26 protein-coding genes and 1 tRNA gene are annotated in these 25,271 nt (G+C 70.3%); 16 read left to right on the top strand and 11 right to left on the bottom strand.

Annotation, left to right across the window (positions count from 1 at the left end; all coding sequences use genetic code 11):
* Position 1: 1 nt before the first annotated feature.
* Both FFS51_RS08525 and FFS51_RS08520 read left to right on the top strand, forming a co-directional pair.
* Positions 2–1,126 carry a VIT1/CCC1 transporter family protein gene (locus tag FFS51_RS08525; RefSeq protein ID WP_431463255.1) on the top strand — a complete coding sequence of 375 codons (1,125 nt, stop codon included), beginning with the start codon at positions 2–4 and terminating at the stop codon, positions 1,124–1,126.
* 54 nt (positions 1,127–1,180) lie between these two features.
* Complete coding sequence (locus FFS51_RS08520; protein WP_056209091.1) at positions 1,181–1,621, top strand: DUF2871 domain-containing protein; 441 nt, start codon at positions 1,181–1,183, stop codon at positions 1,619–1,621.
* 13 nt (positions 1,622–1,634) lie between these two features.
* Here the strand turns inward: FFS51_RS08520 and FFS51_RS08515 are convergent, their stop codons facing one another.
* Positions 1,635–2,408 (bottom strand): class I SAM-dependent methyltransferase, encoded by a 774-nt coding sequence (locus FFS51_RS08515; RefSeq protein WP_137878087.1) that lies wholly within the window; start codon positions 2,406–2,408, stop codon positions 1,635–1,637.
* A 168-nt stretch (positions 2,409–2,576) separates the two neighbouring features.
* Positions 2,577–2,661, bottom strand: a tRNA-Leu gene (locus FFS51_RS08510).
* Positions 2,662–2,761: 100 nt separating this feature from the next.
* Between FFS51_RS08510 and FFS51_RS08505 the strand changes: the two genes are divergently transcribed.
* The gene (locus FFS51_RS08505) at positions 2,762–4,066 is read left to right on the top strand and encodes a M20/M25/M40 family metallo-hydrolase (protein ID WP_137878086.1); all 1,305 of its coding nucleotides are present in this window, start codon (positions 2,762–2,764) and stop codon (positions 4,064–4,066) included.
* Positions 4,067–4,109: 43 nt separating this feature from the next.
* On the top strand, positions 4,110–4,946 hold the full coding sequence (locus FFS51_RS08500; RefSeq protein WP_137878085.1) for an undecaprenyl-diphosphate phosphatase: 837 nt from the start codon (positions 4,110–4,112) through the stop codon (positions 4,944–4,946).
* Positions 4,947–4,962: 16 nt separating this feature from the next.
* Here the strand turns inward: FFS51_RS08500 and FFS51_RS08495 are convergent, their stop codons facing one another.
* Positions 4,963–5,820 carry a PAC2 family protein gene (locus tag FFS51_RS08495; protein ID WP_137878084.1) on the bottom strand — a complete coding sequence of 286 codons (858 nt, stop codon included), beginning with the start codon at positions 5,818–5,820 and terminating at the stop codon, positions 4,963–4,965.
* A 116-nt stretch (positions 5,821–5,936) separates the two neighbouring features.
* On the opposite strand from FFS51_RS08495, the gene FFS51_RS08490 reads away from it, so the two are divergent.
* The 9 genes from FFS51_RS08490 (at position 5,937) to lnt (ending at position 15,846) form a co-directional block, all read left to right on the top strand.
* On the top strand, positions 5,937–6,620 hold the full coding sequence (locus tag FFS51_RS08490; protein ID WP_249352691.1) for an HAD family hydrolase: 684 nt from the start codon (positions 5,937–5,939) through the stop codon (positions 6,618–6,620).
* On the top strand, positions 6,617–7,624 hold the full coding sequence (locus tag FFS51_RS08485; protein WP_056209076.1) for a tRNA (adenine-N1)-methyltransferase: 1,008 nt from the start codon (positions 6,617–6,619) through the stop codon (positions 7,622–7,624). Before FFS51_RS08490 ends, FFS51_RS08485 begins: the two co-directional genes overlap by 4 nt.
* A gap of 9 nt (positions 7,625–7,633) precedes the next feature.
* Positions 7,634–8,584, top strand: a complete 951-nt coding sequence (locus FFS51_RS08480) for an FKBP-type peptidyl-prolyl cis-trans isomerase (protein WP_056209075.1) — start codon at positions 7,634–7,636, stop codon at positions 8,582–8,584.
* Between the two features lie 41 nt (positions 8,585–8,625).
* Entirely contained in the window at positions 8,626–9,618 is a 993-nt protein-coding gene (locus tag FFS51_RS08475; protein WP_137878083.1) for a helix-turn-helix transcriptional regulator, read from the top strand.
* Positions 9,615–10,586, top strand: coding sequence for a helix-turn-helix transcriptional regulator (locus tag FFS51_RS08470; RefSeq protein WP_045248133.1), 972 nt, complete (start codon positions 9,615–9,617; stop codon positions 10,584–10,586). The genes FFS51_RS08475 and FFS51_RS08470 overlap by 4 nt, the downstream gene beginning before the upstream one ends.
* A gap of 104 nt (positions 10,587–10,690) precedes the next feature.
* Entirely contained in the window at positions 10,691–10,954 is a 264-nt protein-coding gene (gene tatA / locus FFS51_RS08465; RefSeq protein WP_045248132.1) for a twin-arginine translocase TatA/TatE family subunit, read from the top strand.
* 64 nt (positions 10,955–11,018) lie between these two features.
* Positions 11,019–11,774, top strand: a complete 756-nt coding sequence (gene tatC / locus FFS51_RS08460; protein ID WP_056209249.1) for a twin-arginine translocase subunit TatC — start codon at positions 11,019–11,021, stop codon at positions 11,772–11,774.
* A 74-nt stretch (positions 11,775–11,848) separates the two neighbouring features.
* Positions 11,849–14,224: a DEAD/DEAH box helicase gene (locus tag FFS51_RS08455; RefSeq protein ID WP_137878109.1), complete on the top strand. Its 2,376-nt coding sequence runs from the start codon at positions 11,849–11,851 to the stop codon at positions 14,222–14,224.
* Between the two features lie 2 nt (positions 14,225–14,226).
* A complete protein-coding gene (lnt, locus tag FFS51_RS08450; RefSeq protein ID WP_137878082.1) occupies positions 14,227–15,846 on the top strand; it encodes an apolipoprotein N-acyltransferase in 1,620 nt (539 codons plus the stop codon).
* Here lnt and FFS51_RS08445 read toward each other — a convergent pair.
* The 4 genes from FFS51_RS08445 to FFS51_RS08430 form a co-directional block, all read right to left on the bottom strand.
* Positions 15,843–16,217: an RNA polymerase-binding protein RbpA gene (locus FFS51_RS08445; RefSeq protein ID WP_045248130.1), complete on the bottom strand. Its 375-nt coding sequence runs from the start codon at positions 16,215–16,217 to the stop codon at positions 15,843–15,845. The genes lnt and FFS51_RS08445 overlap by 4 nt on opposite strands.
* A 109-nt stretch (positions 16,218–16,326) precedes the next feature.
* Positions 16,327–17,106 carry a glycerophosphodiester phosphodiesterase family protein gene (locus tag FFS51_RS08440; RefSeq protein WP_137878081.1) on the bottom strand — a complete coding sequence of 260 codons (780 nt, stop codon included), beginning with the start codon at positions 17,104–17,106 and terminating at the stop codon, positions 16,327–16,329.
* On the bottom strand, positions 17,103–18,044 hold the full coding sequence (locus tag FFS51_RS08435; protein ID WP_045248128.1) for an SPFH domain-containing protein: 942 nt from the start codon (positions 18,042–18,044) through the stop codon (positions 17,103–17,105). Before FFS51_RS08435 ends, FFS51_RS08440 begins: the two co-directional genes overlap by 4 nt.
* Complete coding sequence (locus tag FFS51_RS08430; protein ID WP_137878080.1) at positions 18,041–18,514, bottom strand: NfeD family protein; 474 nt, start codon at positions 18,512–18,514, stop codon at positions 18,041–18,043. Before FFS51_RS08430 ends, FFS51_RS08435 begins: the two co-directional genes overlap by 4 nt.
* A gap of 148 nt (positions 18,515–18,662) precedes the next feature.
* On the opposite strand from FFS51_RS08430, the gene FFS51_RS08425 reads away from it, so the two are divergent.
* Both FFS51_RS08425 and FFS51_RS08420 read left to right on the top strand, forming a co-directional pair.
* Positions 18,663–19,436 carry an SDR family oxidoreductase gene (locus FFS51_RS08425; protein ID WP_137878079.1) on the top strand — a complete coding sequence of 258 codons (774 nt, stop codon included), beginning with the start codon at positions 18,663–18,665 and terminating at the stop codon, positions 19,434–19,436.
* Positions 19,437–19,438: 2 nt separating this feature from the next.
* Positions 19,439–21,433, top strand: coding sequence for a S9 family peptidase (locus FFS51_RS08420; RefSeq protein ID WP_137878078.1), 1,995 nt, complete (start codon positions 19,439–19,441; stop codon positions 21,431–21,433).
* Between the two features lie 26 nt (positions 21,434–21,459).
* On the opposite strand, the gene FFS51_RS08415 is transcribed toward FFS51_RS08420, so the two are convergent.
* The 4 genes from FFS51_RS08415 to lgt form a co-directional block, all read right to left on the bottom strand.
* Positions 21,460–22,017 (bottom strand): HdeD family acid-resistance protein, encoded by a 558-nt coding sequence (locus FFS51_RS08415; protein ID WP_056209055.1) that lies wholly within the window; start codon positions 22,015–22,017, stop codon positions 21,460–21,462.
* 131 nt (positions 22,018–22,148) lie between these two features.
* Positions 22,149–22,691 carry a Dps family protein gene (locus tag FFS51_RS08410; RefSeq protein WP_056209052.1) on the bottom strand — a complete coding sequence of 181 codons (543 nt, stop codon included), beginning with the start codon at positions 22,689–22,691 and terminating at the stop codon, positions 22,149–22,151.
* A 73-nt stretch (positions 22,692–22,764) separates the two neighbouring features.
* Positions 22,765–23,079: a DsrE family protein gene (locus FFS51_RS08405; protein WP_137878077.1), complete on the bottom strand. Its 315-nt coding sequence runs from the start codon at positions 23,077–23,079 to the stop codon at positions 22,765–22,767.
* Positions 23,076–24,032, bottom strand: coding sequence for a prolipoprotein diacylglyceryl transferase (gene lgt, locus FFS51_RS08400; protein ID WP_137878076.1), 957 nt, complete (start codon positions 24,030–24,032; stop codon positions 23,076–23,078). Before lgt ends, FFS51_RS08405 begins: the two co-directional genes overlap by 4 nt.
* A 161-nt stretch (positions 24,033–24,193) precedes the next feature.
* Between lgt and FFS51_RS08395 the strand changes: the two genes are divergently transcribed.
* Positions 24,194–24,997: a hypothetical protein gene (locus FFS51_RS08395; RefSeq protein ID WP_137878075.1), complete on the top strand. Its 804-nt coding sequence runs from the start codon at positions 24,194–24,196 to the stop codon at positions 24,995–24,997.
* Positions 24,998–25,271 lie beyond the last annotated feature (274 nt).

Genomic DNA, 25,271 nt, shown 5'->3' with positions numbered 1-25,271 from the left:
GGTGGCCCCGCCCCCCCTGATCGAGGAGCTGCCCGTGGCATCCGATTCCGCTCCGGCGACTGCCCGCGACCGCGCCCGCTGGGCGCACTACCTTGCCAACGAGCGGGCCGAGGCGGCCGTCTACCGTCACCTCGCCGCGCGCCGCGAGGGGGAGGAGCGGGACATCCTGCTCGCACTCGCCGACGCCGAAGGACGCCATGAGGCGCACTGGCTGGCCCTGCTCGGCGGCGAGCCGGAGCGACTGCCGCGCGCATCGGCATCGACGCGGCTGCTCGGCTGGATGGCGCGACGGTTCGGGTCGATCTTCGTGCTCGCCCTTGCTCAGCAGGCCGAGACGCGCTCGCCCTACGACGACGACCCCCACGCGACCCCGGCGATGCGCGCCGACGAGAAGATCCACAGCGAGGTCGTGCGGGGGCTCGCCGCGGCGGGACGTCGCAGGCTGTCGGGAACCTTCCGTGCCGCGGTGTTCGGGGCGAACGACGGTCTCGTGTCGAACCTCGCGCTCGTCATGGGCATCGGGGCGACCGGCGTCGACGCGCGCATCGTGCTGTTCAGCGGCATCGCGGGCCTGCTCGCCGGAGCCCTGTCGATGGGCGCGGGGGAGTTCGTCTCGGTGCGCTCGCAGCGCGAGCTGCTCGAGGCCACCGAGCCCAACAACTTCGGCGACGACGTGCTGCCCGATCTCGACCTCGACCAGAACGAGCTCGCCCTGATCTACCGCGCGCGGGGACTCGGTGACGCCGAGGCGACCGCGCGGGCACGTCTGGTGATCGAGACGGCGCGCACGGCGGACCGTGCGGTGCCCTACCGCCGGCCTCCGGAGGGCGCGGACACGCACGAGGTCGTGGGCAGCGCGTTCAGCGCGGCGCTCTCGAGTTTCCTGTTCTTCGCGTCGGGGGCGATCATCCCGGTGCTGCCGTGGCTGTTCGGGCTGCAGGGTCTCGCGGCCGTGCTCGTCGCGCTCGCGCTCGTCGGGGTGGCGCTGCTCGGCACCGGCGCCGCGGTGGGTCTCCTCTCGGGGGCGCCGCCGCTGCGCCGCGGTCTCCGACAGCTGGGCATCGGCTTCGGGGCCGCCGCGGTCACGTACGTCCTCGGGCTCCTGTTCGGGGTGGCGGGAATCTGAACCTTCGTTACTTTCAGATATGCTGAAGGTAACGAAAGGGGAGAGATGTCTCGGATGTCTCAGCGCGCCGTCTTCATCGCGGCGAGCGTCTATCTGGTGCTCGGACTCGCAGGCGGTGTGTACTTCCGTGAGATGACCAAGGGAACGCCGTTCGAATCGGGGGAGGGCACCCAGCTCGCCGTGCTCCACACGCATCTGCTGACCCTCGGCTTCCTCGCCATGCTCATCGTGCTCGTGCTCGACAAGGTGTACCGCCTCGGCCACAGCCGCTTCTTCGCGTGGTTCTTCTGGGTCTACAACGCGGGGCTCGTGCTGACTGTCGCGATCATGACCGTGCACGGCACGATGCAGGTGCTCGGCGTCCCGGCGAGCGCGGCGATCTCCGGAATCGCGGGCCTCGGGCACATCACGCTCGGAGCAGGTCTCGTGCTGCTGCTCTTCGCGATCAACGACGGCCTGCGCGGCCGGACCGCGCCCGCCACCACAATCGACTGACCCGTGCGCCGCGCTACCGGTCGATGCGAGGAGTGCGCCCGACAGCGCACCACGCCACCGCGTCGATGACGCCGCTCGGACCCGGCAGGAGTGCTCCGCAGCGGACGCGCAACTCTGCTCGGGCGGCCGCGTCGAGGGTCGCGACGAAAGCGCCCGCAGGCCCGACGCCGAGTTCGTAGGGTCCCCACCAGTCGTCGACGCCGGTGTACGGAACGTGCACCTCGAGCTCGTGCTCGACCACCTCGACGAGTCCGTTCGACCGAAAGAGGTCGGCGATCTGGCCCCGACCTGTGCCGACGCCGCCCGTCTCGTCGTCGACGGTCGGGTCCATCTCGCGCGCCGCGTGCCAGAACAGCGACAGGGGCGCGCGCCCGCCGTCGAAGTCCCAGACCGATGCCGCGATCACGCCGCCCGGACGGGTGACCCGTGCCATCTCCCGAATGGCGGCGTGCGGGTCGCGCAGGAAGTTGACCACCAGCTGCGCGATGACGAGATCGAAGGCGTCATCGGCGAACGGGAGCGATTCGGCGTCTGCGACACGTGCATCGCAGCCGGGAAGCCGATCGCGCAGCGCCTCGACGAAGGACGGGGAGGGGTCGACCGCGGCCACCGGCGTGACCCCCGGAGTCGCGGTGAGTGCCGCAGCGATCGCCCCGGGACCCGCACCGACATCGAGCGCTCGCACACCATCGAGCTCGCCCACGACGTCCAGCGTGCGCTGGGCGAGCGGCTCCGAGTAGCGTCCCATGAACCGCTGATAAGCCTCGGCAGGCACATCGAACGTCATCGCCCCTCCCTCCGTCGCGGCCCCGTCGCAGCAGGCCCGATGGGGCTCATCCTGCCTCTCCGCGGTCGTGGGCGCGACCCCTGGCGAGATCCGCAGCAACGGATGCGCCAACGACGAAGGCCCCCGTCTCCGGGGGCCTTCGTCGTGATGATGCCGAGGCATCCTGCGTGCGCGAGGGGGGACTTGAACCCCCACGCCCTATACGGGCACTAGCACCTCAAGCTAGCGCGTCTACCTATTCCGCCACCCGCGCATTGGGTGATGTGTGGTCTTGCAACCGAGGGTCGAGCCTAGCATGCTCCACGCGGCGTCACGAACCGGGCGGGCCCTCGCCGAGCGGGTAGCCTGGGCGCATGACTGCAGCCGAGCCGGGGGAGCTGCCGGAGGTCATCCGGCTCGCCCGCGATCTTATCCGCCTCGACACCACCAACTGGGGTGGCGGACGCAGCGAAGGCGAGCGCGAGGCGGCCGAGTTCGTCGGCGCGTACCTCGAGGAACTCGGACTCGAGACCCGCTACTTCGAACCGATCGCGCGCCGCACGAACGTGTCGGCGCGAGTACCGGGTCGTGATCGGTCGAAGCCTGCCCTCGTGGTGCACGGGCACCTCGATGTCGTCCCGGCGATGGCCGACGACTGGAGCGTCGACCCGTTCGCCGGTGAGATTCGCGACGGATACCTCTGGGGTCGCGGTGCCGTCGACATGAAGAACATGGACGCCATGATCCTCACGTCCGTCGCCGACATCCTGCGCGCCGGAGAACAGCCCGAGCGCGACCTGATCGTGACGTTCTTCGCCGACGAGGAGAACGGTGGCGTCGAGGGCTCGGCGCTCGTCGTGCGAGACCGCCCCGAGTGGTTCAGCGGTGCGACCGAGGCGATCAGCGAGGTCGGCGGGTTCTCCATCGATGTCGCCGGACGCCGGGCGTACCTGCTGCAGGTGGGGGAGAAGGCGCTGCTGTGGGTGCGGCTGGTGGCGCGCGGCGCCGCCGGACACGGCAGCCGGTGGCATCCGGACAACGCCGTCACCCGGCTCGCCGAGGCCGTCGCGGCGCTGGGGCGCGCCCCGTGGGAGGTGCGCCTCACCGAGACGACCGCGGCGCTTCTCGCGGCGGTCGCCGACCTCACCGGAGCAGACGTCGATGACCCGGATGCCGCGGCCGACCTGTTCGGTCCGGCCGCAGCGTTCATCCGGCCGAGCCTGCGCACAACGGCGAACCCGACGGGACTCGCCGGCGGTTACAAGCACAATGTGATCCCTGATCGTGCGGAGGCGACCGTCGACATCCGGGTGCTGCCCGGAACCGAGGACGAGGTGCTCGCCGAGGTGCAGCGGATCGTCGGGGATGACATCGCCATCGAGATCGTCGTGCGCGACATCGGTCTGGAGACCCCCTTCTCCGGCTCGCTCGTCGACGCGATGGTCGCGAGTCTTCAGGATGCCGATCCGGGTGTTCCCGTCGTCCCCTACCTGCTCGGCGCGGGCACCGACAACAAGGCGCTCTCCCGCCTCGGGATCGCCGGCTACGGCTTCGCGCCGCTGAGGTTGCCGAGCGGGTTCGATTTCACCGGTATGTTCCATGGTGTCGACGAACGCGTGCCGCTTGATGCGCTGACGTTCGGTCAGGATGTGCTGACCCGCCTGCTGCGCACCTACTGATCCATCGCGCCGCCTCCCGCCCCGCCCCCAACGGAAGACGACCATGAGCCACTTGTTCGAAGCGATCATCCTCGGCCTCGTCCAGGGGCTCACCGAGTTCCTGCCGGTTTCCTCCAGTGCGCACCTGCGCATCCTGGGAGCGTTCCTCCCCGGCACCGAGGACCCGGGCGCCGCCTTCACCGCCATCACGCAGATCGGCACCGAGGCGGCCGTCGTGCTGTTCTTCTGGCGCGACATCGTGAGGATCGTCAGCCGGTGGGCGCTCTCCATCGTCGGGCGCGCGCCGCGCAACGATCCGGATGCGCGCATGGGCTGGCTCATCATCCTGGGGTCGATTCCGATCGTCGTGCTGGGCATCCTGTTCCAGAACCAGATCGAGACCGTGTTCCGCTCCCTCTGGCTGGTCGCCGGCATGCTCATCCTGTTCGGCGTGCTCCTCGGCATCGCGGACGCGATCGGCGCACGCCGGCGACGTCTGGATCAGCTCACCGTCGGCCACGGCGTGATCTACGGCCTGGCCCAGGCTCTCGCCCTCATCCCCGGTGTCTCCCGCTCGGGCGGGACGATCACGGCCGGTCTGCTGATGGGCTACGAGCGCGCCGCGGCGGCTCGCTACGCCTTCCTTCTCGCGATCCCGGCCGTGTTCGGCTCGGGCTTCTATCAGCTGTACAAGGTCGTGAAGGAGCCGGAGGTGAACCCGCCGTTCACCCTGCTCGAGACGGGCCTCGCGACGGTGATCGCGTTCGTCGTCGCCCTCGTGGTCATCAAGTACTTCATGGCGTTCATCTCGAAGCGCAGCTTCCTGCCCTTCGTCATCTACCGCGTGGCGCTCGGCGCCTTCGTGATGGTCATGCTCGCGACGGGCGTCATCACCGCCTGAGCGGGATCGGGCGCTCTCAGCGCTGCGGCCCGCCGCGGCCGGGCCGGTCGTCGCCGCGCTTGCGCAGGTACTGCTCGAACTCACGGGCGATCGCATCGCCGGACGCCTCCGGGGAGTCCCACGCGTCGCGGGTGCGCTCGAGGCCGCGGATGTACTCCGTCATCTCCTCGTCGTCGGCCGCGGCCGCGTCGATGGACGCCTCCCACGCGGCGGACTGCGTCGCCAGGTCACCGCGGTCGATCTTCGCCCCGGTGAGGTCCTCGAGGCGGTCGAGAAGTGCGAGGGTCGCCTTGGGCGACGGCGAGTGACCGGCGACGTAGTGGGGCACGCTCGCCCAGAGCGAGGCTGTCGGGATGCCGGCGGTGTCGGCGGCCTGACCGAGGACGCTGAGGATGCCGACCGGCCCCTCATAGGTCGTGCGGTCGAGGTCGAGAGTATGACGCACCTGCTCGTTCTCGCTGCCCGCGAAGATCGAGATCGGACGGGAGTGGGGGACATCCGCCATCATCGAGCCGAGCGCGACCATGCCGGTGATGTCCTCACGCAGCGCGACGTCGATCAGCTCCCCGGCGAACGCCTGCCAGGCCCGCGCCGGCTCGACGCCCGTGAGCAGCCAGAGCTGCGTGCCGCGCGTGGTCTGCGCGGGGCGCAGCAGTGTCGTCTCGGGCCAGGAGATGCGGCGCACACCGTCTTCGTCGGCGGCGATGCTCGGCCGGGTGTACTGGTAGTCGAAGTACAGCTCCGGGTCGACCGAGTAGACAGGTTCGTAGCCGCCGGTCTCGCGCAGACGGCTGACGGCCGCCGATGCCGCCTCGCCGGCGTCGTTCCATCCGTCGAAGGCGACGACCAGCACGCGTCGACCGAGTCCGTCCACCGGGCCCCTCTCGTTGCCTCCACGGCGCCGGGACGGCGCTCGCGGTCACACCAGGATAGGCGTCTCGGGCCAGTGACGGGCCGTGGCCGCGCGCGCCGCGCCGGTAGCATGGCCGGGTGAATCACCCCGCACCCGCCGCCGTGCTCTGGGACATGGACGGCACCCTCGTCGACACCGAGCCGTACTGGATGGCCGCAGAGACCCCGTTGGTCGAGACCTACGGCGGCAGCTGGTCGCACGAGCAGGCGCTGCAGCTGGTCGGCCTCGGGCTCGACCAGTCGGCTCGGATCCTCCAGGACGCCGGGGTGCGCATGAACGAGGGCGCGATCATCGACCACCTGACCGAAACCGTGATGGGCGACCTGCGCACGACCGGTGTGCCGTTCCGTCCCGGTGCCCGTGAGCTCCTGTCGGAGCTGCGCGCGGCCGGGGTGAAGACGGGCCTCGTGACGATGTCGCTGCGGCGGATGGCGACTCACGTCGTCGAGTTGATCGACTTCGACGCATTCGACGTCATCGTCGCCGGCGACGATGCGACCCGCCCGAAGCCGCATCCCGACCCCTATCTGCAGGCGTGCGAGCTGCTCGATGTCGCCCCCGAGGACGTGGTGGCGATCGAGGACTCGCCGAACGGGCTGCGCTCCGCGATCGCCGCCCGCACGACGTCGGTCGGCGTCCCGCTGATGGTCTCACTCGCGGGCGTCGGCGCTCACGTCCTCTGGCCCTCCCTCGAGGGGCGGGGCCTCGCCGACCTGGCCGAGGTCCACGCCGCTCGCCGCGCCCGCGAGGTGCGCGCGTGAGCCTCGGTCGCGGTCCGTTCGCGTACGGAGATCGCGTGCAGCTCACCGGCCCGAAGGGGCGCCTGTCGACGGTGACCCTCCGCGAGGGGGGCGAACTCCATTCCCATCACGGCGTGCTGCGCCACGCCGACATCGTCGGCCAGCCCGACGGTTCGGTGCTCGTCAACAGCCACGGCTCCGAATACCTGGCGCTGCGACCCTTGCTGCGGGACTTCGTGATGTCGATGCCGCGCGGTGCCGCGATCGTCTACCCGAAGGACGCCGCGCAGATCCTCGCTCAGGCCGACGTGTTCCCCGGATGCGTCGTGGTCGAGGCGGGCGTCGGCTCCGGCGCGCTCTCGCTGTGGCTGCTGCGGGCGATCGGTCCGACCGGGCGTCTCGTCTCTTTCGAGAGGCGTGGGGAGTTCGCCGACGTCGCACGGGCGAACGTCGAGACCTTCCTCGGGGAGTCGCCGGCTTCATGGCAGATCGTCGAAGGTGACCTCGCCGAGGAGCTCCCGCGCGCGGTGGAGCAGGCATCTGTCGACCGTGTCGTGCTCGACATGCTCGCTCCGTGGGAGTGCATCGACGTCGCGGCCGACGCGCTCGTTCCCGGGGGCGTGCTCGTCTGCTACGTCGCCACAGCGACGCAGCTCAGCCGTGTGGCGGAGTACTTGCGCGCGACGGGTGCGTTCACCGACCCGGAGTCGAGCGAGACGATGGTGCGCGGCTGGCACGTCGAGGGTCTCGCGGTACGCCCCGACCACCGGATGGTGGCGCACACCGGATTCCTGATCTCCGCGCGGCGCCTCGCTCCGGGTGCGGTGCCGCCGGACGTGCGGCGGCGCGCCCTCAAGAAGCCCTCCTATGCGGACGAGGACGTCGAGGTCTGGACCCCGGGTGCGGTCGGCGACCGGGAGATCACGGACAAGAATCTGCGCAAGCGCGTGCGGGAGGCGCAGCGCGCCGCCGACGCCAAGCTGCGCGAGGCGGGCGCGTCGGAGAGCGACCAGTCGCCCGCATAGACTGATCCGGTGCGCAGAACCCTCGCCGCGGCCGCCGCTTTCGGCCTCGCCGCCCTCGCCCTGACCGGATGTGCGACCGCGTCCGCGCCGACGTGCGCCCGCACGACGAACCCGGGCAACCTCGCGTCCCTGGTGCAGGTCTCCGGTGACTTCGCGAAGAAGCCGACCGTCGACATCTCGTCGCCGCTCAGCCCCGGGGACGGCCAGTTCGTCGACCTCACGACGGGCACGGGAACCGAGATCGTGAGCGACGACCAGCTCGTCGGTCTCGCCGTCGACCTGTTCAGCGCGAAGACCGGCAAAGAGATCGTGACCGCGGGCTACGGGTCGACAGGTCCCACGATCACCCCGGTGTCCACATGGGTCCAGACCGTTCCCGGGTTCGAGGCGGCGCTGAAGTGCGCAGGCGAGGGAACGCGCATGATCGTGGGTCTGACCCCGACCGAGCTCGGTTCGTCGACGGCCTCGCTCGGCCTCGCCGCCGACGAGTCGGCGATCGCGGTCATCGACGTGCAGAAGGTGTATCTCTCGCGTGCCGACGGCACGCCCGTCTTCAACGACGGCCACAACCTCCCCGTCGTCGTGCTCGCCCCCTCCGGGCAGCCCGGCGTGACGATCCCGAAGACCGACCCGCCGACCTCGCTGGTCGTGCAGACGCTCCAGAAGGGCACCGGCGCGACCGTCGGCGACAAGGACACGGTGCGGGTCGCCTACACCGGACTCACCTGGGCCGACGGAAAGGTCTTCGACTCCTCGTGGGGATCGACCCCGGCCTCGCTCTCCATGACCGGAATCGTCCCGGGCCTGGCGACGGCGCTGAAGGGTGCGACCGTCGGTTCGCAGATCCTCGCGGTGATTCCGCCGTCCGACGGGTACGGATCGACCGCGACGGGCCAGATCCCGGCGAACTCGACGCTCGTGTTCGTGGTCGACATCCTCGGGATCGACGCCACGCAGTGAGCCGCGGCCACGGGGACATCCTGCGACCATAGGATGTCCTCGTGCCGAACACAGGATCGAAAGTCGCGCCCGAGGAGCGGCTCGTGAACCTGGTCGTGGCGCTGCTTGCGACCGACCAGGGACTCACGAAGGACACGATCCTGGGCTCGGTCTCGGGGTATCGCGAGCAGTCCGAGGCGGGAGCGTCGAAGGATGCGCTCGAGAAGATGTTCGAGCGTGACAAGGAGAGCCTGCGCTCGCTCGGCGTGCCGATCGAGACGCTCGGCGACTACGCCGATCCCGATGATCTCCGCGAGGCCCGGTACCGCATCGCCACCGACGACTACGCGCTGCCCGACGAGGTATCGCTGACGGCGGCGGAGGCGGCCCTCCTCGACCTCGCGGGCACGGTGTGGCACGAGACATCCCTCTCGGTCGACGCCCGCGCAGGCTTGCGCAAGATCCGCGCCCTCGGCATCCCCACGACGGAGCCGTTGGGGGCCTACGCCCCCCGGATCAGCGTTCGGGATGCCGCGTTCGCGCCGTTGCAGCGCGCGATCGAGACCGCGCGCGTCGTGGCGTTCGACTACCTCAAGCCCGGTGAGCATGCCCCCCGGGCTCGTCGCGCGCGCCCCCTGGCGCTGCTGGAGTACGAGGCGCGCTGGCATCTCCACGCCCATGACCTCGACGCGGATGCGCCTCGCACCTTTCTGCTCTCGCGCATCGTCGGCGACGTCGCGGTGACGCGGGTCTCGTTCGATCCCGGTCTGCGCGCCGGTGCGGGGGAGCGGGCGCGCGCTCTGCTGGACGAGCTCGCCGCGTCGCAGAGCGCCCTCGTCGAGGTGCACCCGGGCACCGAGGCCGCGTTGCGGCTCGCCCGGCGCGCCTCGCCGGCGGCCCAGGGGCTGCGCATCCCGTTCGTCGATGCGCACGTGCTCGCGGACGAACTCGCCTCCTACGGTCCCGAGGTGCGCGTCGTCGAGCCCGCCGAACTGCGCCGCCTCGTGGTCTCGCGACTTCGCGCGGCGCTCGCCCGCAGCGGAGGTTCCGCATGACCGACGCCCGTCCGCCGCTCGTCGCCACCGACCGCGCCGCGCTCATCCTGCAGCTCGTGCCCTACTTGATCGAGCACGGCGAGGTGAGCGTCGCCGAGGCCGCCGCCGACTTCGACGTGTCCGAGACGCAGATGCGTCAGATCGTGGAGAAGCTCACCGTCATCGGCCGCCCGGGTGACGGCGGCTACTGGCAGCTGCCCCATGACCTGTTCGACATCGACTGGGATCTGCTCGACGAGCAGGACCGCATCGCGATCACCCACACCGTGGGACTCGAACGCGCCCCGAAGCTGACCGCGCGGGAAGCGGCGGCGCTCCTCGCCGGGCTCCAGGTCGTCGCCGCCGTCCCGGGAGTGGGGGAGGGCGACCTCATGCGGGGACTGCTCGCCAAGCTCGCGCGCGGGGCGGCGACCGCCCCCGCCGAGCTCGTGCTCACCCCGGCACCCGTCGACGCGGTGCGGCGCTCGATCGATGACGCGCTGACGCGGGGAGTCGCGGCATCCTTCACGTACAAGACCCCCGAGGGTGCACCGACGGTGCGCACGGTCGACCCCGTCAAGGTGCACATCACCGGGGGCGAGTGGTATCTGCAGGGCTGGTGTCACCTGCGCCGGGCGATGCGCACGTTCAATCTCGACCGGGTGAGCGATGTCGCGCTCACCGACATCCCGATCACCCACTCGGGCGAGCCGGTCCCCCCGCTGTTCGAGCCCGGCGGCGATGATGCGACCGCGACGATCCGCTTCGCGGAGCGACTCACACCGCTGCTCGGCGAATACCTCTCGTACGCCGACGTCGTGTGCGTCGACGGTGTCTGCACCGCGACGATGCGCATCGGCGATCCGCGCAGCCTGCGTCGCCTGGTCACCCGCCGCGGCGGCGACGTCGAGATCCTTGCGCCCGAGAGCGCGCGTCGCGCGGCCCGCGACTGGGCGGCGGCGGCGCTCGCGCAATACGATCCCGCCTGAGTCGATCGTTCACAGGATTCGCAGAGACGAATCCGGGGCGTCACGGCGTCGCCGGGTGCACGCGAGGCTAGACTCGGGGAAACACGCCTGCGGTGAGGAGAATCATGGGCATCTTCGGTAACGCATTCGGGTGGCCCCACCTGCTGATCCTGGTGCTGATCATCGTCCTGCTGTTCGGCGCCGCCAAGCTTCCCGCTCTCGCGAAGAGCCTCGGCCAGTCGGCCCGCGTCTTCCGCGGCGAGATGAAGGCACTCAAGGACGACGAGAAGAAGGATGCCGCGGCATCCGCGACCTCGGAGTCCACCGAGGCGCCCGGTTCGACCCCGGCCTCGCCGTCGAGCACGAACTCGTCCTCGACGACCTCCTGAACCGGTGACCGCGGCCGACCTGCCGCGCATCGGCGAGCCCGGCGGCCCGAAGCGCGACAAGCGCATGTCGCTGGGTCAGCACTTGCGCGAGCTGCGCAAGCGCATCGTCTTCGCGCTGATCGGGCTCGTGGCCGGCATGGTGATCGCGGCGTTCCTCACCGATCCGATCATCGCGCTGCTGACCCACCCGATCGCCGTCGTAGCCGAGTCCCGCGGCAATGACCTCGCGGCCCTCAACTTCAACTCGATCACGGCGGGCTTCGATCTGCGACTGCGCATCGCCTTCGCCGTCGGCATCATCCTGTCGGCGCCGGTCTGGATCTGGCAGGTCTGGGCGTTCATCATGCCCGGCCTCACCCGCAAGGAGATGCAGTACACGATCGGCTTCATGCTGGCGGCGATCCCACTCTTCTTCGGCGGATGCGCGGTCGGGTGGCTGATCATGCCGCACATCATCGAACTGATGTCGGGGCTCGTGCCCGAGCAGGGGGCGCTGTTCCTGCAGTACGACTACTACTACGACTTCGTGTTCAAGCTGCTGCTGGTCGTGGGCATCGCGTTCGTGCTGCCGGTGTTCCTCGTGGCGCTGAACCTGTCGGGCATCGTCAGCGGTCGCGCGATCTTCAAGGGCTGGCGCATCGCCGTGCTCGTGGCCGCCGTGTTCGCGGCGGTCGCGACCCCCGCCGCCGACATCACCTCGATGCTGCTGCTCGCGGGCATCCTCATCGTGCTGTACATCGCCGCCGCGTCGGTGTCGGTGCTGTTCGACTGGCGCAAGGCCCGGCGCGTCCGGCTCGATCTCGCCGGGCCGGAGGCGTGAGCGCCGCCGACGCGGGGCACGCGTCGCGCCGGGACGGCGAGTCGGGGCATCCGGTCACCGACGAGTTCGCGGCGATGCAGCGGTTCCGGCTCGATCCGTTCCAGCTCGAGGGATGCCGCGCCCTCGAAGAGGGCCGCAGCGTGCTGGTCGCCGCGCCGACCGGTGCCGGCAAGACGATCGTCGGCGAGTTCGCGGTGCACCTCGCGATGCGGGAGCCGTCGGACAAGGCGTTCTACACGACCCCGATGAAGGCGCTGTCGAACCAGAAGTTCCGAGAGCTGCAGGACGTCTACGGCCCCGAGAACGTCGGCCTGCTCACCGGTGACACGAACATCAACGGGAACGCCCGCGTCGTGGTGATGACGACCGAGGTGCTGCGCAACATGCTCTACGCCGACTCGCCGGCGCTGCGCGACCTGCGCTACGTCGTGATGGACGAGGTGCACTTCCTCGCCGACCGCTTCCGCGGCGCGGTGTGGGAGGAGGTCATCATCCACCTGCCGCGCCGAGTGCGGCTCGTGTCACTGTCGGCGACGGTCTCCAACGCGGAGGAGTTCGGCGATTGGCTCGACACTGTGCGCGGTGAGACGGACATCATCGTGTCGGAGAACCGGCCCGTGCCGCTCGAGCAGCACGTGCTCGTGCGCGGCGATCTGCTGCCGCTGTTCGACGATCGTGCGGGCGTCGCCGCCGCGCAGGTGAATCGCGAACTGCTGCGGATGCGGTCGGGCTCTGGCGTCGCGCAGGAGAACAATCGCCGCCTGCAGGCGCACCGACAGGGTGGGAACGGCGGCCGGGGCGCGCGCTTCGTGCACCACGGCAACCCGCGCCGCGCCGAGCGCATCGATCGCCCGCGCGTCGTGGACCTGCTCGAGAGGGCGACGCTGCTGCCGGCGATCTTCTTCATCTTCAGCCGGGTGGGCTGCGACGCCGCCGTGCAGCAGGTGCGTCGCTCGGGGCTGCGGTTGACGACCGCCGAGGAGCGTGCGGAGATCCGCCGGGTCGTCGACGAGCTCACCCGTCTGCTCGCCGACGAGGATCTCGCCGTGCTCGGAGTGTGGGAATGGCGCGAGAACCTGGAACGCGGCATCGCCGCGCACCACGCCGGTCTCCTGCCGGCGTTCAAAGAGGTCGTCGAGGAGCTCTTCCAGCGCAAGCTCGTGAAGGTGGTGTTCGCGACCGAGACCCTCGCGCTCGGCATCAACATGCCGGCGCGCACCGTCGTGCTCGAGAAGCTCGAGAAGTTCAACGGCGAGGCGCGGGTGGCGATCACGTCGGGGGAGTACACACAGCTCACCGGGCGCGCCGGACGCCGGGGCATCGACGTCGAGGGGCACGCCGTCGTGCAGTGGACGGAAGGGATGGACCCGCAGGCAGTCGCGGCCCTGGCCTCCCGTCGCACCTACCCGTTGAACTCCAGCTTCCGCCCGACGTACAACATGGCGGTCAATCTCATCGATCAGTTCGGTCGTCCGCGTGCGAGGGAGATCCTCGAGTCGTCGTTCGCGCAGTTCCAGGCCGACCGATCCGTCGTCGGCGTCGCCCGGCAGGTCAAGGAGGCCGAGGCGTCGCTGGAGGGCTACCGCGAGGCGATGACCTGCGACCGCGGCGACTACGTCGCGTACTCGTTGATCCGTCGGGAGCTCAGCGACCTCGAGAAGATCAACCGACGGGATGCCACGGCTCCCCGCTCCCTGCGCGATCAGCGTCAGAAGCAGATCCAGCGGCTGCGCACGTCGATGCAGCGGCATCCGTGCCATTCGTGCCCCGAGCGCGAGGATCACGCCCGCTGGGCGGAGCGCTACTGGAAGCTGCGCCGCGACACGGACCGCCAGCGTCGCCAGATCGAGTCGCGCACGGGCACCGTCGCGCGGGTGTTCGACCGGGTCGTCGATGTGCTCGAGGCCCTCGACTACGTGCGGGCGGGCGAGGACGGCACCGCGACGCTGACAGACGCAGGTCGCACGATGAGGCGCATCTACGGTGAGCGCGACCTCCTGGTCGCGGAAGCGCTGCGCACCCGCATCTGGGAAGGTCTGGATGCCGCGGCCCTCGCGGCGCTCGTGTGCGCCTTGGTGTACGAGCCGCGGCGTGACGAACGCGGCGCGGGGGAAGCGGGCCTGCCCCGGGGACGCTTCCGGGAGGCGCTCAGTGCCACGGAGACGCTGTGGCAGCGTCTCGACGATCTGGAGCAGGATCACCATCTGCCGGGCTCGGAGCCGCCCGCCCTCGGCCTCAGTCAGGCGATGCACTCGTGGGCCCGGGGCGCCCTGCTCGATCGCGTGCTCACCGAGGCCGACATGGCGGCAGGCGACTTCGTGCGGTGGGCCAAGCAGACGATCGATCTGCTCGACCAGCTCTCCCTCGTCGCCGACGGCGAGCTCGCTCGCACCGCCCGCGCGGCGTTGGATGCGGTGCGTCGCGGAATCGTCGCCTACGCCTCGGTCTGACGATGGGGCTCAGCGTGCGCGCGGGGATCGCCGCCTACAGTGATCGAGTGCCCGCGTCCCCGCCTCGCCTGTTCCCGCTGTGGCTCGCATCGCTGCTCTCGGTGGTCGCCGGCCTCGCACTTACGACGGCGTTCCCGTCGCTCGCATGGTGGCCGATGGCATTTCCCGCCGTCGTGCTGGCTCTCGCGACGCTCGTCGGTCGCGGCGTGTGGGGGAGCGTGCTGTGCGGGCTCCTCTTCGGGCTCTCGTTCTTCCTCGTGAACGTGTCGTTCACGGGTCGATACCTCGGACCGATCCCGTGGATCGCCCTGTCGGTGCTGGAGGCGGCGCTCGTCGCGATCGCGTCGATCCCGATCTCGCTCGCGTATCGGTGGATGCCGCGGCTCCTTCCCGGCCCGTGGGGCCGTACCCTCGTGCTCGCCCTGGTCGTCGCCGGTCTCTGGACCGCTCGCGAGGTTCTCGTCGGCACCTTCCCCTACGGAGGGTTCCCGTGGGCCCGCCTCGGCATGACCCAGGCCGACAGCCCCCTGGCGCGCGTCGCCTCGTGGACGGGGATCAGCGGGCTGACCTTTCTGATGGTGTTCGTGTGCGCGGCCGCGCTCGAGGTGATCCGGCTGCGACGGCGCGCCGTGCGGGCAGCGATCCCGGCGGCCGTCGTCGCGGTCGTGCTGTTCGCGCTGCCCGCCTTCCCGACGACGGCGAACGGCACGCTGCGGGTGGGCTGGGTGCAGGGCAACGGTCCCGCCGGGTACTTCGACTCCCGCACCGCCGACGCCGTTCTCGACGCGCAGCTGAAGGCGACGGCTCCTATCGCCAACGAGCGCATGGATGTCCTCCTCTGGCCCGAAGGCGGCGTCGACTCCGACCCCACCCACAACACCGCCACGGCCGCCGTGCTCGATGCGGTGTCCGCCCAGGTACAGGCGCCGCTGCTCATGAACGCGGCGACCGAGCGGGGCGCCGACGTCTTCAACAGCTCCATGATGTGGCTGGACGGGGCGGGGGCCACACAGACGTACGACAAGCGGCATCCCGTGCCGTTCGGCGAGTACGTGCCCGATCGCGACTTCTTCTACGCGCTCGCACCCGATCTCGTCGGACTCATCCAGCGCGGCTACACGCCGGGAACCGCCGCGCCGGTCATGTCGGTGGCGGGCACCACCGTCGGGCTCGCGATCTGCTTCGACGTGATCTACGACGACGTCGTCCACGATGCGGCGCGGGACGGGGCATCCGTCTACCTGCTGCAGACGAACAACGCAGACTTCCGCGGCACCGACGAAAACCTGCAGCAGCTGGCCTTCGCGCGCATGCGCGCCATCGAGACCGGGCGCGCCGTCGTCAACCTGTCGACCGTCGGCACGAGCCAGGTCATCGCCCCGGACGGCTCGGTGATCGCGGGCCTCGCGGCCGACGAGCCCGGGGCGGCGGTGACGGATGTCCCGCTGCGCACCGGGCTGACACCCGCCGTCGTCATCGGCGACGGCGTACAGGTCGCGCTCGTCGCCGGGTCGCTCGTCGCCCTCGCGGGGGCCTGTGGCGTGCTGCTGTGGCGCCGACGGAGGTACGCCAAGACGCCGGCTCCCGCGGGGGGAACCGGCGTCGACGTGGAGCGCGGTTAGGCGCTCTTCTTCGCGGTGCTCTCCGAGCCGCGGCGCTCGCGCAGGTACGCGAGGCGCTCCTCGAGGATCTCCTCGAGCTCGGGGATGGTGCGGCGTTCCAGGAGCATGTCCCAGTGGGTGCGGGGCGCCTTGTCGTCGCTGTGATCGATCGTCACGGTGCCCTCGCCCACGCGAAGCACGGCCTCACCGCCGCATGAGCGGCACTCCCAGGTCTCGGGAGCTTCGGCATCGGCCGCGAACGTCAGGGTGGTGTCCTTGCCGCAGACGCTGCAGACGTAGGTACGCTGCATGCGCTCATGAAGAATGACGCCCTCTTCGCTCTGTAGGCTCTGGGCGCCGAGTCGGATTCCGCGGAGGCTGCGATCTGCCATTGTGTGGTCCTCTCGTCGCTGTCGCTTGACTGGTATAACGCCATGACCTGGACGGATCATCCACGGCGCCCCAGCGCGGCCTGAACTCCCAGTGGTTCTCCAGGCCCGGTCACGACCGGGCGCGTCGCAGCAGGTGCAGTGCGCCGTCGGCCCGATCGGTCACGATCCCGTCGACGCCCAGCGTGACGAGGCGCGTCATCTCGCCCGGGTCGTTGATCGTCCATACGTGCACCTCGACGCCGTGCGCGTGGGCATCGTCGATCAGTCGACGGGTCACGACGGGGACCGGTCCCTGACGCACGGGAACCTGCAGCGCGTCGACCCCCGCGACCGCACGCCCGAACGCCCGGCGGAGCCGCACGGCGCTCGCTCCGACGGCACGCGCGACGACCGAGCTTCCCGCGGAGGTCGCGGGCTCTCCGCCCGCCGCCTCCGCCGCGGCGAGCGCCCGCCGCCGACGGGCATCGTCGAAGCTGGTCACCAGCACTCGCGCCGCGTGCGGAGCGACGAGGCGGCCCACAGGCTCGGCCGCGGCATCCGCCTTCACATCGAGGTTGAACCGCACGGTGGGGAACGCGTCGAGCGTGTCGGCGAGCACCGCGAGACCGCCGCGCTCCCGCATGAGCGCCTCGAGCTCGACGGTGGTCACCTCGGAGAGGCGCCGCGGGTCGCCCGTGACCCGGGAGAGGTCGCTGTCGTGGAAGAGCACGACGGTGCCGTCGGCGGTGAGGTGACAATCGGACTCGACGATGTCGGCACCGACAGCGTGGGCCGCCGCAATCGCGGCGAGGCTGTTCTCGGCGATGCCGGATGCGGCCGCCTCTGCCGTCACCAGGCCGCGGTGGGCCAACACGCGGGGGAGCGGCCCCGCGAGGAAGGGGTGCGTCACGCGGTCGGCTCTCCGGGCTTTGGCGCGGATGCCGCGGCGCGCCCGGCGGCGCCCGAGAACCCGCCCGCGATCTGGGAGAGGGCGTCGGTCAGCTCGCTCGGGATGATCCAGAGCTTGCTCGACGGGCTCTCGCTGATCTTCGGGAGCGTCTGCAGGTACTGGTAGGCCAGCAGCTTCTCGTCGGGGTTGCCGGCGTGGATCGCGTCGAACACGGCCTGGATGGCCTGCGCTTCGCCCTCGGCGCGCAGGATCTGCGCCTGCTTGTCACCCTCGGCCTTGAGGATCTCGGCCTGCCGGCGCCCCTCGGCCTCGAGGATCTGCGACTGCTTCGACCCCTCCGCCGTGAGGATCGCGGCGCGGCGGTCGCGCTCCGCGCGCATCTGCTTCTCCATCGAGTCCTGGATGGACACGGGCGGGTCGATGGCCTTCAACTCGACGCGCGAGACGCGGATGCCCCACTTGCCCGTGGCTTCGTCGAGCACGACGCGCAGCTGGCCGTTGATCTCGTCTCGGCTGGTGAGCGCCTCCTCGAGGTTGAGCCCGCCGACGACGTTGCGCAGGGTGGTGGTCGTGAGCTGCTCGACGGCGCCGAGGTAGTTCGCGATCTCGTAGGTCGCGGCCCGGGCGTCGGTCACCTGGAAGTACACGACGGTGTCGATCGAGACGACCAGGTTGTCCTCGGTGATCACCGGCTGCGGCGGGAACGACACGACCTGCTCGCGCATGTCGATGAGGGGGCGCAGCCGGTCGATGAACGGCACCAGCAGGTTCAGACCCGGGGCGAGGGTCTTGTGGTAGCGCCCGAGCCTCTCGACGACGCCTGCGGTCGCCTGCGGGATGATGCGCACGGCGCGGGAGAGCACCACGAGCACGAAGATGACGATCGCGATCGCGAGTCCCCAGCCGATCGCGACGGGGATGATGGAGTCGGGGTTCATACCGGGAGCCCTTCGGTGCGGCGGATGACATGGACGTGCGCCCCGGCGACGCGGTCGACGCTGACCTCGGTGCCGGGTTCGAGAACGGATGCCGCGTCGGCCCGCGCGCTCCAGATCTCGCCGTTCGCGAGCCGCACCTGGCCGCCGGTGGCGTCGATCGTGGCGACGACGCGTCCGGACATCCCGATGAGGGCGGCGACGTTGGTCGGCGTGGGGTCCTCGCCGCGCCGCAGGCGTCGCAGCAGCGGCGGCCGGATCAGTAGCAGCAGGAGCGCGGCGACAACCGCGACGATCACGACCTGGAGCCAGAGCGGCGCGCCGGTGAGGGCTGAGACGAGGCCGGCGAGCGAGGCGATGCCGAACATCAGGAAGAGGAAGTCGAGGGTGAGCATCTCGACGACGAGGAAGACGGCGGCGAGCGCGATCCAGACGATCCAGGCGAACTGCGTGATCGCGGTGACGATGTCCATACGAGCCTCCTCGCTGTCTCGAGCCTAACAGCGGGAGGACGTGCGCGAGCGGTTATCACCAGGCCGGATGACGGGTGGTTGGTAGGGTCGAAAGCGGCCCGCGGCATCCTCATCCGCGGCATTCGACACGTCATCCCAGGAGTCCTCCGTGACCGAGCACCTCGTTCCCCTTGCCCCCGGCAGCCTCGCCGGAAAGACCGCCCTCGTCACCGGGTCGTCGCGGGGGATCGGCGCCGACACCGTGCGCTACTTCGCCCAGGCGGGCGCCAACGTCGTCATCAACTTCCGCAACAAGGCCCCGCGGGCCGAGAAGCTCGCCGCCGAGCTGCGCGAGCTGGGCGTCGGCGCGATCGTCGTCGGCGCCGACCTCACCGACCCGGCGTCCGTCGCGGCCATGTTCGAGGCGGCCGCGGCGGAGTTCGGCGGGCTCGACATCCTCGTGCTCAACGCCTCCGGCGGCATGGAGTCGGGCATGGCGCCCGACTACGCGCTGCAGCTGAACCGCGACGCCCAGGTCAGCGTGCTCACCACGGCGCTCCCGCACCTGAACGCCGAGGCGCGGATCGTGTTCGTCACGAGCCACCAGGCGCACTTCATCCGTACGACGCCCACCATGGCCGAGTACGAGCCGGTGGCGCTCTCGAAGCGCGCGGGCGAGGATGCGCTGCGCGCCCTCATCCCGACACTCGACGAGAAGGGGATCGGCTTCACCGTCGTCTCCGGCGACATGATCGAGGGCACGATCACCGCGACCCTGCTCGAGCGCGCGAACCCCGGCGCGATCGCCGCACGGCGTGACGACGCCGGCAAGCTCTACAACGTCGCCGAGTTCGCCGCCGAGGTCGCCCTCGCCGCCGTCGACCCGGTGCCGGCCGACAACACCCGACTCGTCGGAGACACGAGCTCGTTCCTGGGGGAGTGACCATGCGTGCCGCAGACATCGAGAAGCTCGTCTCCGTCTCCCGGCCAGCCGTCGCTCCCGACGGTTCGTTCGCGGTCTACGCGACCTCGCGACCCGACGTCGCGGCCAACCGTGCCGTCGGGCAGCTGTGGCGCATCGACCTGCCCGGTGGCGCGCCGCGACGTCTCACCCGGGGCATCGCCGACAGTGCGCCGCGGCTGTCGCCCGACGGCACCGTGGTCGCGTTCCTGCGCGGGGACGCGAAGGGCTCGGCGCAGATCCACGTCGTGCCCGCACTCGGAGGCGAGCCCGTGCAGGTCACAGACGCACCGCTCGGCGTCAGCTCGTTCGTCTTCTCACCCGACGGCGGCACGTTCGCCTACCTCGCGCTCGTGCCCGAGAAGGGGCGGTACGGCACGGTCGACGGGCTGGGTGCGGCATCCGAGTCGCCCCGGCGCGTGACGGGCCTGCGCTGGCACGCCAACGGACTCGGGTACACGCTCGACCGCCCGTCGCACGTCTTCGTCGTGCCGGTGCCGGATGCCGCGGGCGAGCCGTTCTACGCCCCGGCTCCGCGCGTCGCGGCGGAGGGGGAGGAGCCGCCGACACCGCGGGTCGTGCCCGCGGAGGCCACGGCGCTGACCTCGGGGGCGGTGTGGCACGACCTGCTCGCGTTCACCCCGGACGGCACCGAGGTGATCACCTCGCCGTCGCCGATCGTCGACGAGCGCACCGACCTGCGCTCGCGGCTCGTCGCTGTGCGGGTCGACGGGGGAGGGGAGCGCGAGGTGCTCGGCCTCGACGCCGGCTACGCCATCGACGAGGTCGTCGCGTCACCCGACGGCGCGCTGTTCGTGCTCGGCCACACGCTCGGCGACTCCCACGTCGACTTCATCGCGCCGGGCGTCGCGCTCGGACTCGTCGACGAGGGATCGGTGCGGCTGCTCACCGACCCCGACGCGCTCGACCTCGGAGAGCCGGGCAGTGCGATCACCCTCGCCGGCGACGACGTGCTGGTGCAGAACCGCACCCGCGGGCGCGTCGAGCTGGTGCGCGTCACCCGCGCGGGCGTGACGAGCGTGCTGCTGGCGGACGCCGAGGTCACGGGCGTCGGGGCGGATGCCGCGGGCGCCCGCGTGATCGCCGCGATCGCCGCACCCGACACCTTCGGCGCTCTCGTCGAGATCGACGGCGACGGCGACCCCCGGCGCATCGTCGACCTCGGCGGCGAGCTGCGGGCGAGCGGCGTCGTGACCCCGGTCGAGACGCAGATCGCCGCCCGCGACGGCTACCCGGTGCACGGGTGGGTGGCGGTTCCCGAGGGTGAGGGTCCCTTCCCGGTGATCCTGCAGATCCACGGTGGACCGTTCGCCCAGTACGGCGTGCACGTGTTCGATGAGACCCAGGTGCTGGTGGACGCGGGCTACGCCGTCGTCTACTGCAACCCGCGCGGGTCGGCCGGCTACGGACGGGCGCACGGGCGCAGCATCCGTCAGGCGATGGGCACCGTCGACTTCACCGATGTGATCGACTTCCTCGAGGCGGCACTGGCGGCCGACGCGCGCCTCGACGGCACCCGCATGGGCGTGCAGGGCGGCTCGTACGGCGGCTACCTCACGGCGTGGGTCATCGCGCACGACCACCGGTTCGCCGGCGCGATCGTCGAGCGCGGCTTCCTCGACCCGGAGGCGTTCGTCGGCACGAGCGACATCGGATCGTTCTTCGGGCAGGAGTACGTCGGCACGGATCCGGCGCTCGTCGCCTCGCAGAGCCCTGCCGCCGTGGCGCATCAGGTGCGTACGCCGACGCTCGTGCTGCACTCCGAGCTGGACTTCCGCTGCCCGCTCGAGCAGGCGACGCGTTACTATCTGTCGCTGCGCACGGCCGGCGTCGACGCCGAGATGCTCATCTTCCCCGGGGAGAACCACGAGCTCACGCGCGCGGGCCAGCCGCGTCATCGCGTGGAGCGCTTCGACGCGGTGCTCGACTGGTGGCGCCGGGTGCTGCCGACCGACTGAGCGGTCGCCGCACCCGGCGCCTCAGATCACGCGGACTTGCCGAAGGTGAAGGCGCGGATGATCTGCACGATGCCGAGCACGAGCAGCGACGCGCCGACGAAGATCCAGAGGAACGCCGCCCCGATCGCGGGGGAGAAGAGCAGCGTGATGCCGGCCAGCAGGCTGACGATCGCGTAGAAGATCGTCCAGCCGCGGCCCGACGAGCCGTCGAGCGTGGTGAGCGCGACGACGCCCTCGACGATCCAGGTGATGCCGACGAACACGCCGACGAACACCGCGAGGAAGATGGTCGCGCTCGTGAGGTTCGAGAACGCGACGATGCCGGCGGCGATGAACACGATGCCGAGCAGGATGTGGCCGATGCGCGACCAGAGCCCGCGCACCTTCGAGAAGATGCCGAGTCCGAGGTAGACGAGACCGGAGACGATCGCGTAGATCGCGATGATGACGGTGCCCACCGACGCGGTCTTCAACGGCCAGACGAGGATCAGGATGCCGACGATCAGGGCGACGACGCCGCCGATGCCGAGGGCGGTGCGAATGCCGTTGACGGCGGTGTCGGCCGGAGTGGGAGCAGTAGTCATGATGCGTGCTTTCTGTGAGAAACCTGGGGACCCGTGGGCTCACTGTATCGCTCGCACCGAACGCGGGGGAGAACGTGAAGAGCGGATGTCGCGACGTGACGCAGCGGCATCCGCTCTACACGGTGCGACGGTCAGCGACGCGGGACGCGGTTCTCCGAGCTGACGAGCCACGCGAGCTGTTCGAGACGCTCGAGGATCGCGTGCAAAATGTCGGCGCTCGTCGGATCTTCACCGTCGACGTCGTCGTGCACGCCGCGCACTGTGGCGGTGACCGCATCGATGCGCTCGGTGATGAGGTCGACGACCTCCGAGGTGGACACCTCGCCCTGCGGGAACTCGGGGAGAGTCGTGGTCTCGGCGACGGTGTCGCTGCGGCCGTCGGGAAGGGCGTGGAGTGCGCGCAGCCGCTCCGCCACGGTGTCGGAGAACTCCCGGGCGGCGTCAATGATCTCGTCGAGCTGCAGGTGCGTATCGCGGAAGTTCGTTCCCACGACGTTCCAGTGCGCCTGCTTGCCCTGCAGCGAGAGCTCGATCAGGTCGACGAGCACACGCTGGAGGTTGTCGGCGAGCTGGGCGGACGCGGTGAACCCGGACTCCGCGTTCTGCTCATCGGTCAGCTCGGCGCCGCGCGCGGCTCGTCGGTTGTTCTTGGTGGGCGTGAGGGTCGTGGACATGCGTCCTCCTTCGTCGGGGCCGGATCACCCCACGCTACGCGCGTGAGGTGACAGCCGCCTCGAGGAACCGGGGTCAGATTCGGATGTACGCCGCCCCAGCGAACTGCGCGCCGGCGAGTTCGACCGCGGCGGACGCAACCGTTCCTACGCCTGGCGCGAGGTGCGCCGTCTCGATGCCACGTCGTGCCATCCCGATCTCGCATGCCTCGACACCGGGTGGGGCATCCGCCTGCGTGAGCGCGCTCAGCGCCTCGCCGTTGACGATGATGCGCACCTGCACCGAAGGGAATGACGCTCGAATCGCTTCGGCAGTCGTCGCGGCGCGAGCGACGTCGTCGGGCGAATCGCTGACGTGCAGGACGACGGTCTGCTGTGCGTGATCCGTCATGAGGAGCGTCCGGCCTCGGGAGCGCTGTGAGACTCGGTGCTCGACCCCGATGGAGTGTCGACCGCGTCGTGCTCACGAGGAGACACTCCGCCTCGCCGGGAGGCCGGGGCATCCTCGCGGGTGAAGATCGACGGCTCCGGTTCCGGATGCCGCCTGGTCTGCACGACGAACAGAACGAGACCTGCGACGACAGCGAGCATCGAGGTCCACGAGTTCGCCGGGATGCCGAACAGGCCGTCGCTGGTCGGATCGATGCGGATGAGCTCGAGGAACGTGCGCGCGAACCCGTACCACATGAGGTAGATCGCGAGGACGCGCCCCCACTGCAGGCGCACGCGACGCTCGAGCAGCAGGATCACGGCAACCCCGATGAGGTTCCACACCAGTTCGTACAGGAAGAGGGGTTGGAAGAGGGTTCCGGGTGGCAGGTTCGCCGGGAATTTCGCGTTGGTCGACTCGATCTGCAGCCCCCAGGGGAGGGTTGTCGGAAGGCCGAACAGTTCGTGGTTGAACCAGTTGCCGAGACGGCCGATCGCCTGCGCCGCGAGAAGCCCGGGAGCCATGGCGTCGGCGAACGAGAGGAATCGAATTCCGGCGCGGCGGCAGCCGATCCACACGCCGAGTGCCCCGCCGATGAGTGAGCCGTAGATCGCGTTGCCGCCGTCCCAGATCGCGAACACATTCCAGAGGTTCGCGCCCTGGTAGAAGTAATCACCCATGTGGGTGAACACGTGATACAACCGCGCCGCGATGATGCCGAGCGGTACGGCCCACAGGGCGATGTCAATCACCGTCCAGGCGGCGACGCCTCGGCGACGGAGTCGCCACTCCGTGAGGAGGACGGCCGCGACGATGCCCGCGATGATGCAGAGCGCGTAGGTGTGGATCGTCACGGGGCCGATCGAGAACTGCGCCCACGCCGGCGGCGGGCTGGGGATGCTGAGATGCGACATGTGTGAGGGGGCGGGGGTAGGACGCCGTCGGGAACTTTACACCGGCGGAATTTCGATCAGCGGCACGTGCACGCGCGATGGGTAGCCTGGGCAGGCGGGCACGCGACGGCGATGCCCGAGATCGACGGGGGAACGTCATGGGGGAGCGGTACATACGTGGGATGTCGCACGGTCGGGCCGTCGGTGGAGTCATCGCGGCGGTGGTCATCGGCGCACTGACCGGGTGCACGGCGAGCGGCGGCACGCTCGGGGCATCCGGATCGTCCGGGGCGACGGCGTCTCCGTCGGCGACGGATACCCCGGTGGTCACCTCTGTCGGGGCGCCGTTGAGCGGTGTCGGCACGAACCCGCCGACGCCGACCGACGATGCACGTCTCGCGGTGCCGGAGGGCGCACACACCGTCGCGTTGTCGTTCTCGTGCGTCGGAACCGGCACCTACACCGTCGACATTCCCGACGCGACGCCCGATCGCCAGGCCGGACTCGCCGGCGCCTGCGGGTCGACGGCGACGTGGACGTGGACGGTGCGTCCGACGTCATCGCCGAGCCTGTCGGTGGTCGTTCCGGACGGCGCCACGTGGACGGCGACGCCGACCTATTCGAGCGCGGTACTCACCAGCGACTCGTCGCTGGTGGCGGTGTGCGCGGGATTCGGCGCCGCGCAGAGCGCCGTCATGAACGCCATCGAGGGCTACAGCACCGCCCACGCCTTCGGGCTCGAGCAGTGGAAGAGCCGTCTCGATGCCGCGGCCGATCAGTTCACGCAGCTTGCAGCGACCGCGCCCGCGAACGACGCTGCGGAGCTCAACGGCTATGCCGCGGCCGTCTCTGCACCGCAGCGCACGCCGGATGCTCTGCGCCAGGCGTTCTTCACCAACCACCTGTTCCCGGCGTCGACGGGACTGCGTGATGCGTGCGCGGCGAATCAGACTCCGGTGCAGCTCACCGCCGAGTTCGGCGGCTGAGTCCCCGCATAGGCGTTATCCGATAATGCACAAGGCGTCTGCCTATGTCAGTTCGGAAGAGGTGGTGATCCGCCGATACCTCCGAAAGCTCGCGCGCGCGCACTCATTTCGGGTCCAGACGACCGTGATCCGCCATAGCGTGAACACGTCGACGGGTGAGGTTGTCGCTCGCCTGCGGAGGTCGGGCAAGCGGTTTAGCCACTACCGCGAAGAGTCGGGTTTCCTGCTCGTGAATGACGGCGCCCGCCTCGCGGGCGATCTCGCTCGGCTGTTC

Origin of the sequence: Microbacterium sp. 4NA327F11, assembly GCF_005503465.1 — a bacterium.
GTDB lineage: Bacteria > Actinomycetota > Actinomycetes > Actinomycetales > Microbacteriaceae > Microbacterium > Microbacterium ginsengisoli.
This window is presented reverse-complemented; position numbering and strand designations above follow the sequence as displayed.